The 16804-nt window shown below is 36.4% G+C and carries 14 protein-coding genes and 2 pseudogenes; 1 reads left to right on the plus strand and 15 read right to left on the minus strand.

The window, feature by feature from the left end; all coding sequences use genetic code 11:
• Positions 1-152: 152 nt before the first annotated feature.
• From BLQ56_RS23705 to BLQ56_RS22135, 9 genes and pseudogenes are all read right to left on the minus strand, one after another.
• Positions 153-320, minus strand: coding sequence for a hypothetical protein (locus tag BLQ56_RS23705; protein WP_175490423.1), 168 nt, complete (start codon positions 318-320; stop codon positions 153-155).
• 302 nt (positions 321-622) lie between these two features.
• Positions 623-871: pseudogene (locus BLQ56_RS23970) on the minus strand (CPCC family cysteine-rich protein); the annotation flags it as partial.
• Positions 872-991: 120 nt separating this feature from the next.
• Positions 992-1177 carry a DUF4926 domain-containing protein gene (locus BLQ56_RS22110; RefSeq protein WP_204381098.1) on the minus strand — a complete coding sequence of 62 codons (186 nt, stop codon included), beginning with the start codon at positions 1175-1177 and terminating at the stop codon, positions 992-994.
• 47 nt (positions 1178-1224) lie between these two features.
• Positions 1225-1365: a hypothetical protein gene (locus BLQ56_RS23710; RefSeq protein WP_175490424.1), complete on the minus strand. Its 141-nt coding sequence runs from the start codon at positions 1363-1365 to the stop codon at positions 1225-1227.
• Between the two features lie 71 nt (positions 1366-1436).
• Complete coding sequence (locus BLQ56_RS22115; RefSeq protein WP_090859649.1) at positions 1437-1817, minus strand: hypothetical protein; 381 nt, start codon at positions 1815-1817, stop codon at positions 1437-1439.
• 91 nt (positions 1818-1908) lie between these two features.
• Positions 1909-2337: a hypothetical protein gene (locus BLQ56_RS22120; RefSeq protein ID WP_090859651.1), complete on the minus strand. Its 429-nt coding sequence runs from the start codon at positions 2335-2337 to the stop codon at positions 1909-1911.
• Positions 2338-2451: 114 nt separating this feature from the next.
• The gene (locus BLQ56_RS22125; protein ID WP_090859653.1) at positions 2452-3015 is read right to left on the minus strand and encodes an imm11 family protein; all 564 of its coding nucleotides are present in this window, start codon (positions 3013-3015) and stop codon (positions 2452-2454) included.
• Between the two features lie 138 nt (positions 3016-3153).
• Positions 3154-3783, minus strand: coding sequence for an immunity protein Imm33 domain-containing protein (locus tag BLQ56_RS22130; RefSeq protein WP_090859655.1), 630 nt, complete (start codon positions 3781-3783; stop codon positions 3154-3156).
• Positions 3784-3926: 143 nt separating this feature from the next.
• Entirely contained in the window at positions 3927-4214 is a 288-nt protein-coding gene (locus tag BLQ56_RS22135; protein WP_090859657.1) for a hypothetical protein, read from the minus strand.
• A gap of 233 nt (positions 4215-4447) precedes the next feature.
• Between BLQ56_RS22135 and BLQ56_RS22140 the strand changes: the two are divergent.
• Positions 4448-5287: pseudogene (locus BLQ56_RS22140) on the plus strand (tyrosine-type recombinase/integrase).
• Positions 5288-5560: 273 nt separating this feature from the next.
• Here the strand turns inward: BLQ56_RS22140 and BLQ56_RS23975 are convergent.
• From BLQ56_RS23975 to BLQ56_RS22170, 6 genes are all read right to left on the minus strand, one after another.
• Positions 5561-6187: a phosphotransferase gene (locus BLQ56_RS23975; RefSeq protein WP_238457346.1), complete on the minus strand. Its 627-nt coding sequence runs from the start codon at positions 6185-6187 to the stop codon at positions 5561-5563.
• Between the two features lie 533 nt (positions 6188-6720).
• Positions 6721-7482, minus strand: coding sequence for a helix-turn-helix domain-containing protein (locus BLQ56_RS22150; RefSeq protein WP_090859659.1), 762 nt, complete (start codon positions 7480-7482; stop codon positions 6721-6723).
• Between the two features lie 332 nt (positions 7483-7814).
• Positions 7815-8312: a YxiF family protein gene (locus BLQ56_RS22155; protein WP_175490425.1), complete on the minus strand. Its 498-nt coding sequence runs from the start codon at positions 8310-8312 to the stop codon at positions 7815-7817.
• Positions 8309-8653: an HNH/endonuclease VII fold putative polymorphic toxin gene (locus BLQ56_RS24175; RefSeq protein ID WP_090859660.1), complete on the minus strand. Its 345-nt coding sequence runs from the start codon at positions 8651-8653 to the stop codon at positions 8309-8311. Before BLQ56_RS24175 ends, BLQ56_RS22155 begins: the two co-directional genes overlap by 4 nt.
• Before the next feature lie 82 nt (positions 8654-8735).
• Positions 8736-9605 (minus strand): leucine-rich repeat domain-containing protein, encoded by an 870-nt coding sequence (locus BLQ56_RS22165; protein WP_090859661.1) that lies wholly within the window; start codon positions 9603-9605, stop codon positions 8736-8738.
• Positions 9602-16753 carry an RHS repeat-associated core domain-containing protein gene (locus BLQ56_RS22170; protein WP_090859663.1) on the minus strand — a complete coding sequence of 2384 codons (7152 nt, stop codon included), beginning with the start codon at positions 16751-16753 and terminating at the stop codon, positions 9602-9604. Before BLQ56_RS22170 ends, BLQ56_RS22165 begins: the two co-directional genes overlap by 4 nt.
• Positions 16754-16804 lie beyond the last annotated feature (51 nt).

Below are 16804 nucleotides of genomic sequence, written 5' to 3' on the forward strand. Positions count from 1 at the left end.
AAGTAAATCTAAATTCAAAACATATTAAAATATATTCCACTTACATTTCCTTCTTGTGCTAACCTGACCAATAGTAAAACAGCGACTGCGGCTTGTTCAGCAATCGCCCCCTATAGTTGAAGAAGGAAACAAATTTAGTTAGATAAGTATAATTAATTTTTAATATTGATTTTAAACCATTTTCCAATTACGCCACCTATACTCATAGCAACGAAAATCCCCCAATTTATCTCTATATTTAGAAATAAACTAAATGTAAACTGCCAAAAAAACAAAAATAAAATCCAATAAATAGAGAATTTTAGTATATCTTTAAACACACTCTCCCCTCCTTAACAATCCTGATCCGTTAGCTTTATAAGCAATTGTCGTTTTCTTCTATGGTTATATTCAACTTTTGACATAAAGCATTGACCACATCCAATGCTTCTTCTCGCTGTTTATAATCAGAAGTGCAAAATCTTATCATTTCTAAATCATTTTCTGTTTGTTTTACAAGTCCTGCTATATCTTCTGGTAAGGTTATCCATGAAAAATTATGTACTAACTCTGCAATACTATATATACCTTCGATAAACTTACGACAAGCCAACTTTAACTCATACATATCATCGTTAAATGGCTTCCAATCAGGGTCTCTTTTATCGTCCTTATTTGGTTTTCTAACTAATCGATTCGCTTCCATTTCACAAGCACCATACCGAATATAATTCTTTTGTCCTTCTACTAATGGAATTTTATTGGCTCCTAAATCATATTCATTCATTTCTTGAAAGGGGTCGTCTTCCCAAAAACATATTGGACATATATCATAATTCCCATCACTGTCTAACGTTTTGTACCCACAACATTGGCATGTATATTTTTTCAAAGCACACCTCAATTCCTTTTAACAACTCTATCTAAAATAGTAAACCCTTTATTTCATTATCCTTCCCTTTACTTCAAGAAGAAGGTGTGAAAATCCTTCTTGGATCATCGCACCCGTTAGTTACACAACCACTTCAAGGAAATCTTTTGATAATGCACCCAAAAACAACGTTCTCCCATTATCATCACAAATTTCTATTTCAAAATGGTTATCATCGTAAACTTCTAAAATCGTACCAATTTGCCCTTTAGTAATACCTTCAACGGGGTAATCTTTTGTAATTTTTACTACGTCAAATTGTTGCACTATAACAACTCCTTGTTTGACTTTTGCTCCCATTAGCATAACAGAAATTAGTCATTAAACATCTTTTCAATATCGTTTTGTTCTATCATTTCTTCTTCTGCACGATAATCATTAAACTCATTTTCAACATTTATACTTAACAGCCCATTCTGAAAGAATGATAATAACCTTCTTGCTTCAGTAACCATCTTAGGTTTAATATTTTTTAATATTTCTCTCTTCCTATCGAACTCGTCGCTATCCCATTTATCTTTTTGTTTTAATTTAGGGAGGTCTTCAATTCAGTAACATAATTAAGTCCTAAATATCGTAGAAATGAATATCCTCTACAATAATCATCATAAATCTGCTCTAAAACTTCTACTAAATCATCTACTTCATAAATTATTTTTTCCAATAGTGAAACAATCCGCATTTGTTCAAATTCACCAAATGGGATTTTTGTTTCAATAACTTTCTCTAAATAATTTTTTATATGCCTATTTCTATAATTCAAATCAAGTAAGTTGAAGTAAAAAACATCGCCATAAACATCTTCAATTTCTGGTGTGTTATAGAGCCATTCCTCAAATTCTGCAACGTTAATTAGTCCTTTGTAAATTTTATAAAATTGCTTTTGAATGTCTTTTTCTTTGTTCATTCTCCTACCTCAACTCCTTTAACTAAGAACTTTTCTTCTTCAATAATCCTGACCGTTAGTAAAAAAGCGTTTCTATTGCAGAAACGCCCTGTTAGTTGTGTAAGGATAAAAATTCATTGGTAATTGATCTCAGTTCATCACTACAATTATGAGAATGGAGGACATTTTGCAATACATTTAAGTAGAATTTCTTTTTCTCTTTTTTCTCTCCCTCACTATCATTTATTATTCGATTTAGCATCCAAACAGTATGAGAAGTAGGGAACCTTTCTATTGATTGAACTAGCTTATCTTCATAACCATTTCCATAGAACTGTTCAACGAAATGTACTAACGGTCCTGGAGAACCAAAGTCTATATCTGGGTTTTGTTCTATAAGGTTTAAAACATGTTCAACAGCATCAAAAGCATTTTCATGTGTTTCTATATCTTCAATAACATCATAAGCAATATCAATAAAATCTTCGTTCAAAACAGAATTATCTAAAATTTCTATTTGTTTCTTTAATCTGCTATCCATATAATCACCTCTCAATATTTAATTCATCTGCCACTATTCTGACCTCTAGTTGAATAAATTCCACAAATAAAGCGTTAATCCCTTCTTAGATTAACGCTACCAAATATTAGAAGATCAAACTGTTTTTACTCCTAAAAAATCGCATCCAGTAATCCCTTGTTTTAAGACAGCATCTTTACATATTTCTGAAACAAACATCGGTATTTCGTAACCTTTAACTTTAAATATATGATAATCACTTACTGCACTTTTGTTTATAGCATATTTTCTTATCGAATAAACCTTTTCATCATCAACTTCAATAACGCTATAATCAGAATGTTCAAGGTTCAATACATCCAATAAGCTAAGGATATTCGCGACAGAATAACCTTTTATTATAGAATTGTCCTTTGAGTTAACAACTCTTATTGGGAGATACTGTATTTGACTTTTATCAATTTCTATTAATAAACTTTTTAATTTATCCGAAACAAGAAACCAACCTAAATTGTTTGCCAAGTAATCTGTCTGCTCGCTACCTTCTTCAGGGTTGAAGTAAAAGGTTAAATCCTCATTCCAATTTTTTATTAACTTTCCTTCTTTGAGATGGAATTGCTCAAACCCTTTACTGTCTTTACAAAAGCATACTATATCGTTTTGATTACTATCATCAAGAAGCAATTTATAATATTTCATATGTACACCAACCACATTTTTCTCTATATTTTACCATAACCTTCTTGCACTATCCTGACCTTTAGCTTAATAAGGATTTCAACAAAAAGGTGCCTTAATCCTTCTTGAATCAAAGCTCCCGTTAGCGTAATAAAAATCTTAATCATTCAAATAGGCATCCCAATCATAATCATCAATTTCTTCAAATAAACCTTCTTTATTTCTTTCAAATGCACACAGGGGTTTTTCATCAATAATAGATAAAATTGAGTCATCAATATTTAATATTACACCGATAGAAATGGGTTGGAAATTTTCAGAGTTACTTAGAAAGTCATCTTCTTCATAACCACTTAATACTGTCCAACCAGAGTCTTGTTCATTATTAGGATTATCTCGTAACATAAAGTTGAATTCCCTTCTATCGAGAACATCTTTACTAACCATAATTTTTGTATCAAAATAATAGTCCCATTCATATGAAGAAGGGTCTTCATACTCTGTATCACAAATATGTTCAACTTTAAATAAAACTTCTTGTCCAACTTTTAACTCCTTTAAATCATAAGGCTCATTAGTCAATAACCCTTTAAAATCTTCGCCATTTCTTTCAGTAATTTCTACCCACATTCTTTCTCCTGCAAGACCATCTTTTTCAGACTCACCCAAAAATATTAGCTTTACAATGTCACCAATATCTAATAGGGCAATTACTTGTTTGCTTGGAATATAAAAAGTATAAGGAGATTCTTTATTTCTATCATAGACATTATCTAATTCCCAAGACAATTGTTATTCCTCCTTTATGCTACTGCTCATAATTACAATTAGTTATCATGTCGTTTTTTACTAAACTGATCCTTTACTTCAATTAGCAGTATGGAGCTGTCGTAACAACTCCGTGATAAGCCAAGTGTCCAATGGAATTAAATTTATATATCCGGATTTTTATCTTTTGTGTTATTCGATAAGTACCTAATAAATAGGATACCAATTAATATAAAAATAGTAATTACACCAATTGTGAATCCAAGTGGATGATCAGTTGCCCTAACCCACAATGGAGTGCTTAGAATACCATCTCTCCAACCATTTTCTCCACTATACACCGTGCCTTCTGTTCTATATAGAATAGCCCATGATAGGTACACTTTTGAAACCAGTAAACCAAGAACAAATCCGAAAAATGCTCCCCAAAGTACATTATTTTCATTATTCATTGTGTATTTCTCACCTCTTCTATTCTAATTACCAACTCTACGCCTTTAGTAGCAAGTAGTCATAGATAAAGTCTAGTAAAAATAGTAGAAAATAAATAAACTCTTACCCTAAATTGCATACTCTTTCATCTAAGACCTTCTTTTATTAACCTGACTATTCCTTTACTAAGTCTTCAATTCTATAAAGAGGGCAATAATTCCTTTAAAGTATGTTTTCATTAGGAGGAATTGAATTGTTATTATCAAGAGCATGGGAAAAGTATGAATCTGATAAAAAGATTGAGGGATTTTCACCTCATACACTGAAAGCCTATCGACTTCAAGCTACACTTCTTATTCGCCATTTTAACGACATTGAGATAGGTACACTTACTACTGAACAATTAAAAAGCTATCTATCTGAATCTAGTGAACAATTAAAACCATCAAGCCTTGCACATAGAATCCGTTTCATGAAGTCTCTATTTCGATGGTCACATTAGGAAGGGCATATCCCTAAAAATCCAGCTTCAAAAATTAGAGAGCCGAAAGTCGGAAAACGAATTCCAAAATTCTTAACTGAAAGAGAGATTGAACACTTACGTGAAGCTTGTTGGACCTCTATGGAAAAAGCATTATTCGAATTCATGTTTTCAACTGGGTGCCGCATTGGAGAAATTGTTTCTCTTGAGAAGAATTGTATTAATTGGTCTGATCGTTCAGCGATTGTTAGAGGTAAAGGAGATAAGGAAAGAGAAGTATATTTTAATATCCGCTGCGACATTTGGTTAAAGCGATATATAGATAGCCGTAAAGATAAAGACACTGCTATCATTGTCACAGAACGGTATCCTCATCGAATGAGCATTGCACAAATGAGGTATGTTATTAAACGGATTTCCAGTCGTGCTGGTATTAATAAGGAAATTCATCCCCACCAACTAAGGCACAGCTATGCTACCCATTTACTAAACAACGGTGCCCCACTTGAAGTGATTCAAAGTCTAATGGGGCATGAGAAGAGTGAAACAACACGTATTTATGCTCAACTAAGTGGGAGACTTAGGAAGGAGTTTTATCAGAAGTATTTCTAATTGAATAACTGCTAGAGCAACACTTTGTAATGTGTTGCTCTTTTCAATTCTCGCACCCGTTAGCACAACAAGAACTGTAGTTATTTTATTTCTGAAAGGTTAACCCATATAACTGCTTCTATAGGATGCTTATAAGGGGTAATACCAGCGTAGCTGTCACCAAGGGCAAAGTATATGGCTATAAATGTACCAATTGCATTCTGTTCGTTGAACTATCGTACCGATTAGCGCAATGAAGCAGTTGTAAAGAGATCCCGCGGCAGTACAAAAAGACTAAATATTTCGTTTCTCGTACTCAAAGGGTACTTCACACGAGTAAATTTCATGGAAAAAACCCTTATACGGAATATCGTCTTCCAGGCATTTTATGAGATACGACAGCTCCTCGTCACACTCCGGCTCTTCGCTATTATTGTGCATCACCTCAAATGCATCTACAATATTTTCCATGAGGGTTACCTTTATAAATAAGGACAATTTATCCAACATTGTACAATCGATCGTGGTCTCGGATCTATATCCTTCGAGGACTGTTTTAAAGTAATCATCCATAAACTTTTTGCGTTTATCCGCGTCTGGTTCAGCTGCTATCCAGCACACTCCGTGTGTCCAGAGATCTGCCAAGTCATACATATACCAACCGAAACATGAATTATCAAAATCATATACGGTTATTTGCCCTGTATCAAAATCTATCGAATAATTCCCATCGTTGTAATCAAAATGGATCATACCATAAGACTCACGGTTCCTGTCCAATCCTTCTAAGGTATTAAGGAGCTCTACCAGTTTCTCCTTAAGCAGAGATAAGGAGCTGGGTATCAGTTTATCGAAATATTCGGCATTGTATTTATCAAAAAAACTATACCGACGATGGACAGGAGTATATCCTTTCGACAATGATGCAGTTTCCCCAGAACTTTACCGCAGTTATAATAATATTCGGTAATAGGAACGCCTTTCCGGTACCGATAATGATTTTCTACAAGCATTTTTCCCTTCGCTTTTTTAAACAGGCACATAAAAAAGATATGATTATTATGATTGACCTCTTCCAGGAGATTCCCCTTCCGGGAGCTGACTACATCCGAGACACTTCCGCCATGCTCGAATAGATACCTGATATACTCAACTTCGCCCAGTAAATCTTCCCGACTCCGATCAGGTAAGAAAGCAATTCTGAGTATTTTGGCATTCGCGCCCTCTTTCTCACAGGTATATACAACATTCCGCCCTCCGTCATGTCCTGGAATCAGCTGGATGTCATAGCCTTCTAACCCGAACAACTCCGATGCTAATGGAAGTAAATAGGTATTGCCAATTGAAACAACTTCGTTATAATTCATACTATCTCCTTTTCGTAAAAAATCTATTTTTTATACAATAAGAACAAATCAAAATAGCGGTACGTTCTATGAACTTTTTTGATCAATTTAAGTGTATTTCACTCTGATGAGCGCAAACCATTCCATTTGACAATATTGGCCATCATATACATCTGTATCGATCTTTTCGAAAAAAAATTCGTTATCCAGAAGCTCATATCTCCCTTTGTGCTCCTCTACTAGCCTATCGATCGCGTTATACAGTGCCTCTGCGCGCAGTGCGTCAATCTCCTCGTAATGATGGTTACCAATATAGAGAAAGCCGACGCACAAGGAAGCAGGGACGGTGCAGCCTGAAAAGCCGTTAGGAATATCACTCAGATTCTTTACACGCATAGAAGGTAGATAGTACGTCCAACTTAGCGATGGATCAAGTGTATTCGTTAGACCGTAATAGATGTTGGGCTCCACTGGATCAGGCACTTTGTGACGATTGTTCCACCAAAACTGCTTGGCAGCTTCGGGCGCTTTTGTAAGAGAATCAGCGATTTCAATTCGATAACTTTGCCCGATTAAATGAAAAGATGGGATCATTACCATATCAGGTCCGTACACCACATTACCGCAAACATTGTTCTTTGGAAACAGATTAAAAGGAGGTGTTACCTGAATGATTCTGCCGGAATGTCTGCATTCGCCAGGTGTAAGACCATACTCGCGTTTAAACGCGCGTATGTAGGTTTGCTCATGTTCATAACCGCATTCGATTGCAATGTCGAGGACACGTTTCTCGGTTAACATAAAAGTCTCCAAGCTGGCGGCTAGCTTTCGAGAGCGGATATAGCATTGTAGTGGAACGCCGAAAGCAATTTAAAGAGTCGACGCAAATGTTGCTAAACTAGTAACCTTCTTACGCAACCTACCTTTTATCGCCACGAGCTTTGTCAATCTCGTTAGTTTGTCAACCATTCCATATCATAACTATTCCTGCCATGTAAAATGTCATCTCGCCTATTTCTCTTTCCTATTCATTTCCCGTAAAGTATTAAAACGATACTCCTTGATGGTACAACCATCATGAGCTCTCGATTCTCAAACAAATCATTTTCTTATTGTCTCACTCAAATATCAGCTGATTTAGTATAAATTAAAGTAAAAAACCTTGAAAGGCATTTAGCCAATCAAGGTTCTCAAATTTTTCCTTATGATAGTCCCCAAACACTTAACTCATAAAAATATTCCGTTCGTTCAATACACAAACCAAAATTAAAATCTTCTGCAACTAGAATAAAATCTCCATATCCAACTGAAAACTTTGTTAACTCAATAATTTCATTTAAGTGACTAAATACTTCATTAACATTAACCAACACTGCTTCTATTTCATTTTCTCTAAAAAACAATAGTCTTCCTTGTTTTGGTATTACTTCGATATTATCAATAGTATCATTTAACAATTGTATTGATTTTTGAATATGTTCTTTATAGCTATCTCCTTGCAATTGAATCTTATTTTCCCTTGTGTTAAGTAGCGAAAACACATTCTTACAAAATAAATCATTATCTTCAATATCTAAAAAAGGTTCCTCTGTAAGATTCATGAAGTTTATTTCTTTTACCAAATTCTTTCTTCTACTTTGTCTTTTTAACAGCTCCATTTTTGTTTTTCTTTCGTCACTCAAATTAATCACCTTTCTCATGGTCGACCCTTCTTTTTATAACCAACAAAATCTTCCGGGGAATGTCCAGGATACTGATTATATCTTCCTTTTTCCAATGGGCTTCCCTTCAAATCGTCAGCACCATGAAAGTGAGGACCTCTCCCGAATTTATCCTCTCGGTGCTCTATAATATATTTTTTCTTACCATCTACTTCAAATTCATATACTCTTCTATTTTCAGTTGTTCCATCATAAACATCGACAGGTTTCTTGTGCTGAGTAGAGTTAGGTATTCCCGCCCTTCTCTTTGCATCCCTAAATGCTCCATTTTTTGTTAATACCTTATCAATTTCATCCGTACCCTTATGTTGTAATATTATACTATTTTATTTTTAAAAAACCTTGAAGGATTCAGTCCTTCAAGGTTTTTTAATAAGCTATCTAACCTATATTTATTAATAATTATTTTTTCAAAATCGCTTGAACTTCACTAACTTTTATATTGTAATGTTTTTTGTTTACAAACCAAAATTCTTTTAATTTTGGGAGGTTAATAATAACTTCAAGATTACCATCTATAATTGTTGTATCTCCCCCTAACCAAACTTTTATCAAGTTTAGACAATATTTTAGTGGTTTTATCGATTGTATTTTTCCACAATCCTCAATTAATAAGGTCTTCAAATTTGTCAAATTACTCAATTGATAAAGGTTATTTAATTTTTTACAATTTTCAGCCTCAAATTCTTCTAATGATTCTAGGTGGTCAATCGATTCCAATGATTCTAGTTGATTACACTTAAATAGATCTACAGCTTTTAAGTTAATCAAATTATCTATTCCTTTTAATGTCTTTAGTTTGGTTGAAGTTAATTGTAACTTTTTTAAGTTGCTATAATTGCTAAGGGCAACTAAGTCTTCATTTGGATATTTAATAATATTCAAAGACTCAATTGAAGAGACGTTAAACATATTTTTAAAATGTTTATTCCACTTAACTTGAAGTGTTTTTAATTTTTTGAAATTTATCATATCTAAATCGAAAGACAAGTTACAATCTAAACCTATATATTCTAATGATTTCAAGTCATACATTGCACTTAAATCTTTTATATCATCTGCATAGACTTCTACTCCTTTTAGGAAAGGCAGTGTCTTTAAAAAAGAAACATCTTTATCTGCCCATCCTGTAAATCTACTTAGTCTAAGGTTTTTAATTTCTTTTTTAAGCATTATATCTTTCAGACTTTCATCCCAATAGCTAGTTAACACTAAACAGTCACCAGAATTTTTTTCTCCAGTGTCAATAAAATATTTTTTATCATCGGTCATTTTAGTAAATGCCTCCTTGATTGACCTATAGGATCAACTTTGTTTGCTACCTTATCAGAGAATCGTGCAGGAACACCACCAGTTATTTCTTGTATCCTTTTATGTTCGGCTATCTCCCTTGAAGTTTTTCCACCCTTTACTTCAGTTAATTTCACTGAACTATTAGGGTCATATTTCCCAGATTTCTCATGTTGTTTAAGTCTATTTTTAATATTCTTAGATTGTCCTATATAAGGTTTTCCTGTTTTATTGTCAAAGAATTCATATATGCCCTCATTCACTTTTTTAGGTTTTACCGTACCCTTAGAGGGTCTTTTTGCAAAGCCAAGCCCATACCTAGCACCCTTTAACGCAGACTTACCAAAGCCCCCTGTGAATATCCCCACGCCTGCAATAATTCTCTCACTCGCAGAAAGCTTCTTACCTGTCACGAGGTCTTTCCCAATAATGGCCTCTAATCCACTTTTAATGTTACCAACCACCGGGATAAAATCAAGAGCTGCTGATCCCACTTGTCGCTTGAAGGTAGATGATGATGGCAAGCGGAATTTTTTAAATTTAGCTAATCCTGCTAACGCAGAAACACTTGGTTTAAAGTCAAACCCGTAGTTTGAGAATGTCGGGCTACTAAATACATATTGATTTTTCACTGATTGTGCGGTTCGGACACTGTAAGATGGAATCCCTCCAGAAATGGCTCTGAAATGCCCACTTCTTGCTGCTATGATTTCCGCTCTTGTTGGTGGAGGTGGAGTGACCGTTCCTGAGCCTCCACTGCTACTTCCGCCACCTGTGCTTCCTCCTGAACTACTTCCACCGAGTCCACCATATTGGACAAGGGCTCGGTACGTTTGTGGACCTGCAATACCGTCTACAGTGATGTTCGAATAATCTTGGAACCCAATGACTGCCCCTTCTGTCATTGGACCAAAGATACCATCAATCGATCCAGGTGAGAAGCCTACATTCGATAACATTTGCTGTAAATCTGCTACATACGCTCCTCTGTCACCACGTTCTAATACTTGTCCTGTCCATTCTATGGTTTCGGCGTAACGACCTGTTGGGTCAATTAAGGTGACCGGGTTGTTATGAACGTAAGCATAACGGTTCAAGCTGACCGGTTGATCTCTCCAGCCTGAGAAGGTGTCTTCTGAGATAAAGCGTCCTTCATTTGGACTGTACCATCTTGCACTGAAGTCAATCAAGCTTGCTTTCGCATCATACGACTTACCAGAGAATCCAATCGTGTTATGAGGTGCTGCCATATGGGTAAATAAATTACCAAACGCATCATAACGGTACTTCATGATCTGCTCACCAATTCGGTCAGTGACATCCATGATATTACCAGAACCATCTTCATGGTAATATAATAACCCGCCTCTAGTTCGTAGGTTTCCCTCATCTCCTTCTTGTTTTCTACCATGATAGCCAAACATTTTACGTGCTATGACTTGATTAGAATCCATGTAATACTGAGCTAACGGCTGTCCATTTTCTCCGTATTCCTTGAAAACATTCATGCCGTCATATAGATACTGAGTCGTCTCGGTATAGGTTGCTTCTCCAAACTTATCTTTTAGCCCGTTCTTTTGACCATTTCCTTGATCAATCGCATGAACAGGACCTTTTCCTCTTCCATTACCTGGTAGTTTAACATCGTAGTACGTTTGCTCACGGGATGCTTTTCTTCTAAACGCATCATAAGTAAACTCAACTTGTGATCCATCTGGATAATAAACACCTTTTAATCGGTTATCGGTCGTATACTCATACTTCACGATACCTTCTTTGGTCTCCTTCTCCACAAGGTTTCCGTTTGCATCATAGTAGAATTGGTCATTACCTTCTTGAACAAGTTCATTTACTTCATTATAAACGTAATTCGTTTCTTTTCCATCTTCTACTTGCTTGATTCTGTTCCCAACATTGTCATACTGATAGGCAACTTGACGAACCGGATCTTTGAAATAATCAGGTACTTCTGGGAATGCTTCATCCTTTACATAAAACTCTGTCCATTTTTGTGGACCTTTTCCGATCCCATGGTATACTTCTTCTTTTGGTTTAGCCTTTCCGTTGTTACCTGAAGGAGTGTCAGTTGGTTTACCTTTTCCTTTTTCTGCTGGTTGCTCTTTCTTTTCTTCTTTATTAGGTCCCTTAGCTGGCGGTTCATCAGTTGTAGAATCACTACCATCTGTCTTATCTGGCTTACCGGATGGAGTATTATGTTCCACTTCTTCGGCCTCAGCTGTTGTTCCTCCAAAGAAATCCACTAAGAACTTCCATATATCTTTAAAGAATGTCACTACACGGTTCAGAACTGCTTGAAGACTCTTGGTAAAGGAGGATAGAATTCCTTCCTCTTTTCCATTTGTCTCTTTCTTGCTGTTGGATGAAGTGATTTCTGTGTTTGCAGATGAAGGTCCATCCTCTTCCTTGATATCTCTAGCGTCTGATTTAACATTTACTTCTTCATCATTTGAATCTTCAACTGACGTAGAAGCTGGTTTTTCTCTTCCACCAAAGAAGGTTTTGATTTTTTTAATGAACGAAGGCTCTTCTTCATCAGAATCCTCTTTAGAACCTTCTGTTTTATCTTGATTGGATGTTCCATTCTTCTCTTTATTTTTTGGTGGAGTATAGGACGCATTTCGAATGTCTTCAATTTTTTCCTTTGGATAGATGACTTTCGTTAGGCGGGAAAGGTCATCATATTCATACGTCGTTTTCGCACCATCCTCTTCCACTTGACTTAATCGATTCCCGATTTTGTCATAGGAATACTTGAAGGAGACATCTAGCTGTTCTCCACTACCTTTATGAGCTAACGAGGTAAGCTGATTGTTTTCGTTAAATTGATAGATGCTAGATACACCACTTGAGCGATTTACCGTCGATAATTGACCGTCTGGATGATACGCAAAAGATGTTGTGTTTCCATCAGGATCTACTAAGGCAGCCATTTCATTTCGCTCATTATACGTATACTGGATGATTCGGTCTTCTGGGTCTTTAATTTGGGTTCGGTTCCCTACCTGGTCATACGTAAATTGAGTGGTCTTCCCTAATGTTGTATTGGTGATGGACGTTACCTGGCTTAAGGCATCATAAGCAAATACCTCTGTTGCACCTGGACTCACACCCTTCGTCATGTTCCCTACACCATCATATTCATAGGCAAGTTTTTCGTCTCCTAAACCAACGCCTATTAACTCTTGGCGTTTATTGTAGCTATAGGAAATATCTTGTCCTTTCGGGTTGGTTTCACCAGCAAGATTTCCTACCTGATCATATCGGTACGTATTGGCTTCTCCGAGTGCATTAATTTCTTTAACCAGCTGCCCTACTCCATCATACGACCACTGTGTCTGATTTCCATTTGCATCTGTACTCTTTGTTAACTGCCCTAGTTGATTGTATAAATGAGTAGTTTTGTTCCCTAGAGCATCGGTTACAGAAGTCATATTCCCCACTTCATCATAACCGTAACTGGTGATGTGTCCTTCAGCATCCATGACTTGAGTTAAATTCCCCAACTCGTCATACATGTAAGAAGTCGTGTATCCCTTCGGGTTGATTTCCTTGATTAACCGATTTAATCGGTCATATCCATAAGAAGTGACATGATTTTCTTGATCCGTCATCTTCGTTAGATTCCCACTACCATCATAACGATAGGAAATGCTATAGCCTATTGGGTCGGTAACTTTTGTTACGTTTCCAACAGAATCATACGAAAACGCCGTTGTATATCCACGTTCATCTTGAATCGATTGTACTGCACCAGCTTTGGTATACGTTAAGGCTCTTGTATGTTGAAGAGGATTTAACATTTCCGTTAACTGGTCCTGTAAGTCATACGTGTACTTCCAGCTTTGTCCACTCTCATCTGTGTAAGATGTCATGTTACTGTTGGCATCATACGACATGGATACTTTGTATCCTTCTTGGTCCACCATTCCCAGGACATTACCAATCCTATCGTACGTGATGGAAGAAGTATGACCTAATGGATTCTTAATGTTAGTCAAACGTTGGAGAGAGTCATATTGATAACTTGTTACTTCTCCTAATGGATTCTTAACCGTTTTCACCATACCACTCGGATAGTAGGTATACTCTGTTTTGTTCTGTAATGCATCTACTTCCGCTATTAGTTCCCCTGCTAAGTTATAGTCAAATATAGAAATTCCACCGTTTTTATCCGTGATGGAAGTTAACTGGTCGACTGCATCATACTGATAGCGAACCTTTTGCCCTTTCGGATCAATTTCCTCGATTAGACGTTGCAACTGGTCGTAACCATAGCGAGTGACATTTCCTTCCGCTTCCTTAACGGTTGTAATTCCGCCAAATGAATCGTACGTATACTCAGTTGGATGACCATTTGGATCGATGAAGCGTTGCAGTTGATGATTGTCATTAAAGAAATATTGATAATTAGCCTGGTTTGGTAAGGTAACCTTGACTACACGCTTTCCAAGGTCATATTGATAAGACGTTTCATGTCCCTCTTCATTGACAAGGCGGGTCATTCTTCCTAATTCATCAAAGCTAAATTGAGACGTATGGTTCAATGGATTCGTTATTTTCATTAACTGACCCATTTGGTCGTAATCGAATTGATAGCTGGCCTTTCTTGCATTAGTGACAGTTGATACTAGCCCCAAATTATTATAAGAATAACTTGTAGTGTTCCCTTCTGGGTCTACTTCTTTCGTTAGTTGTCCAAGACTATCATACTCAAATGTTGTCACGTTACCAAGAGAATCTGTCATTTTGCTGACCTCTCCAAGTAAGTTATAAGAATAACTTGTGACATGACCTTCTGGATTAATAACCTGTGTCACTTGTTGGAGGTCATTATAGACAAACTTCGTGGTTCTTCCTATCGGATCACTCGAGGATGTCACATTTCCCCACACATTGTATTGATACGTGGTTTCTGCCCCTTTCGGGTCTTTAACCTTCAGAAGTTTCCCCATGGAATCATAAGTCATGTTATACGTATGCCCTAAAGCATTTGTTATCTGGCTCGGATACCCATGAATATCATAAGCATATGTGCTGTAGAGCTTCCCATTTAAGAAGACCTTCTCTACTTCTTTACCTTTGTATTGATAGGTCCAAGTCCCTTCCTGTGTGACTTGTTTTACTGGACGATTTAACACATCATACTCAAACATTTGTTTTTCAACTAATGGTCCAGACTGTTCCATCATACTCCCTAAAGCATCGTAACGATAAGACACAGTAGAGCCTAAAGGTCCTTCTACTTTTACCAATTGATCTTTGGTGTTATAAATGTAGCTTGTCGTTGCCCCATTCGGCTCTTTCTTCGAAACCACTTGTCCTTTGTTGTTATACATATATTGATAAAGAGCGTTGTTAGGTAGCTTCGCAGAGACTAATCGACCTTTCTCATCATAGATGTATTGGATCGTTTGACCTTTCGCATCTTTAATACTAGTGACGCGGTTCCCTTTATCATAGATGTAGGTTGTTGTAGAACCATTCGGGAGCTTCTCAGTTAATAAACGCCCCACTTTGTCATACGTATAGGTTGTCAGTTGACCTAGTTGATTTTTCATTGTTTGTAGTTGACCAAAAGAATCATAGGTAAAGGTGGTGATTTTTTGATCGATACCTTTTGCCTCTAACACTAACCCTCTGTGATCAAGAGTGAATACTTCTTTTTCCCCTAATGGGTACTCAATAGATTGAAGACTTCCATTTGAATCATACGTTCGTTTCCATGTTAGTCCTGCCTCGTCCGTAATGGACGTTGGCAATTGAAAGTCAGGATGATACACAATGGTTGATTTCTCCCCTAAAGAGGATTGTTCTAAGGTTACATTGTCGTATTCATCATATTGAAGCGTAATCGTTTCAAGTGAATTTTTTACTTGAATCAGTCGATCTCGACTATCGTATTGATAGCTATGCTGATTTCCGTTTGCATCCACTTTTAGGGTAATCAAATCCTTGTCGTTATAACTATATGAAGTGGTTTGTCCTAGCGCATCCTTTTCCAAAACCTTCGCTTGTTCGTAAACATACGTGGAAACAATATCTCCCTCATGTTTAACTTGTGTTATCTTGTCACCAAGGTACATGTAAGTTTTTGTACCGGTTTGAGAATGCGTAGAGCTGATTAAACGATGGTTGCTGTCATATGTAAAGCTTTCCGTTAATCCATCGGGATAGATTACCTTTTTCAGCTCCTGGTTCTCATATGCATAAGATGTGACACGACCAATCGGATCTGTCATGGAAGAAATTAGTTTTCCATTATAGGTGAAAGTGACGGCTCGTCCGTCCTGAATGGTAACCTTTGTTAATCTTCCTTGTTCATCGTAGGTAAACGTCATTCGTTCCCCTTTACGGTTTTCAACGGCTACTAATTTACCTGCAACCGCATCAAAGTTCTCTCTCCAAGGTGCCTCATACCCTTTAAAAATATAGGTAAGACCGTTAGGATGAGTCACATGATATTCATCTTCAGAAATTCGTTCAAGAACAGATTTAATGTTACCTTCCGTCGTGTAATGACCTTGATCTAATGGATAATAAATATTTGTATCGTTATCATATTCATCCACAAGTAGAGTTTCATCATCTTTGTGGAACGTATAATTGATTTGTGTTCCATCAGACTTAAATTCAGCAATATGGAAATCAGCAAACATTTGAATGGAATGTTCATATGGGAAACTCCACCCGTATCCAAATGGTGACAGCTTTTCTTTGTTTGAACTTTTATATAAGCGTTGAATCGTGATTGGAAATCCGTAAGAAGGAAGAACAAAATCATCCCTTTGGAGAACGAGATTTCCTTTCGGAATTTCTACAGGTGATACATAACCTGGATTTTCTACAGGTAACTGAGTAGAATGATTCCCTAGTAAACTAGGAACTTCCGGCTCTCCTTGTGTTGCACCTTGATTAATAGCCCCTAAGAAGCTCTGAGAGTAATCAGGAGCTTCACCCGGTTGTGGTAACCACTCCTCAAGTAAAGGATCCATAAATAACTCTGGTGGCGCTGCTTGTGCATTGCTTGCAAATCCTGGTAAGACAGAACTACCAATTAATAAAATGGTTAGAAAATAAATAATGACTTTTGCCCCTATCTTTTTAGACAAAACAAAAACTCCCTTTCTATCAACGTCATACTAAGCACAACAAAAATGGCG

Origin of the sequence: Litchfieldia salsa, assembly GCF_900104555.1 — a bacterium.
GTDB classification, from domain to species: Bacteria; Bacillota; Bacilli; order Bacillales; family Bacillaceae_L; genus Litchfieldia; species Litchfieldia salsa.

Bases quoted from the DNA above. Each gene is read 5' to 3' on its own strand.
- BLQ56_RS23710 (WP_175490424.1), bottom strand. From the start codon at position 1,365: ATGGTTACTGAAGCAAGAAGGTTATTATCATTCTTTCAGAATGGGCTG.
- BLQ56_RS22115 (WP_090859649.1), bottom strand. From the start codon at position 1,817: ATGAACAAAGAAAAAGACATTCAAAAGCAATTTTATAAAATTTACAAA.
- BLQ56_RS22120 (WP_090859651.1), bottom strand. From the start codon at position 2,337: ATGGATAGCAGATTAAAGAAACAAATAGAAATTTTAGATAATTCTGTT.
- BLQ56_RS22125 (WP_090859653.1), bottom strand. From the start codon at position 3,015: ATGAAATATTATAAATTGCTTCTTGATGATAGTAATCAAAACGATATA.
- BLQ56_RS22135 (WP_090859657.1), bottom strand. From the start codon at position 4,214: ATGAATAATGAAAATAATGTACTTTGGGGAGCATTTTTCGGATTTGTT.
- BLQ56_RS22155 (WP_175490425.1), bottom strand. From the start codon at position 8,312: ATGAGAAAGGTGATTAATTTGAGTGACGAAAGAAAAACAAAAATGGAG.
- BLQ56_RS22165 (WP_090859661.1), bottom strand. From the start codon at position 9,605: ATGACCGATGATAAAAAATATTTTATTGACACTGGAGAAAAAAATTCT.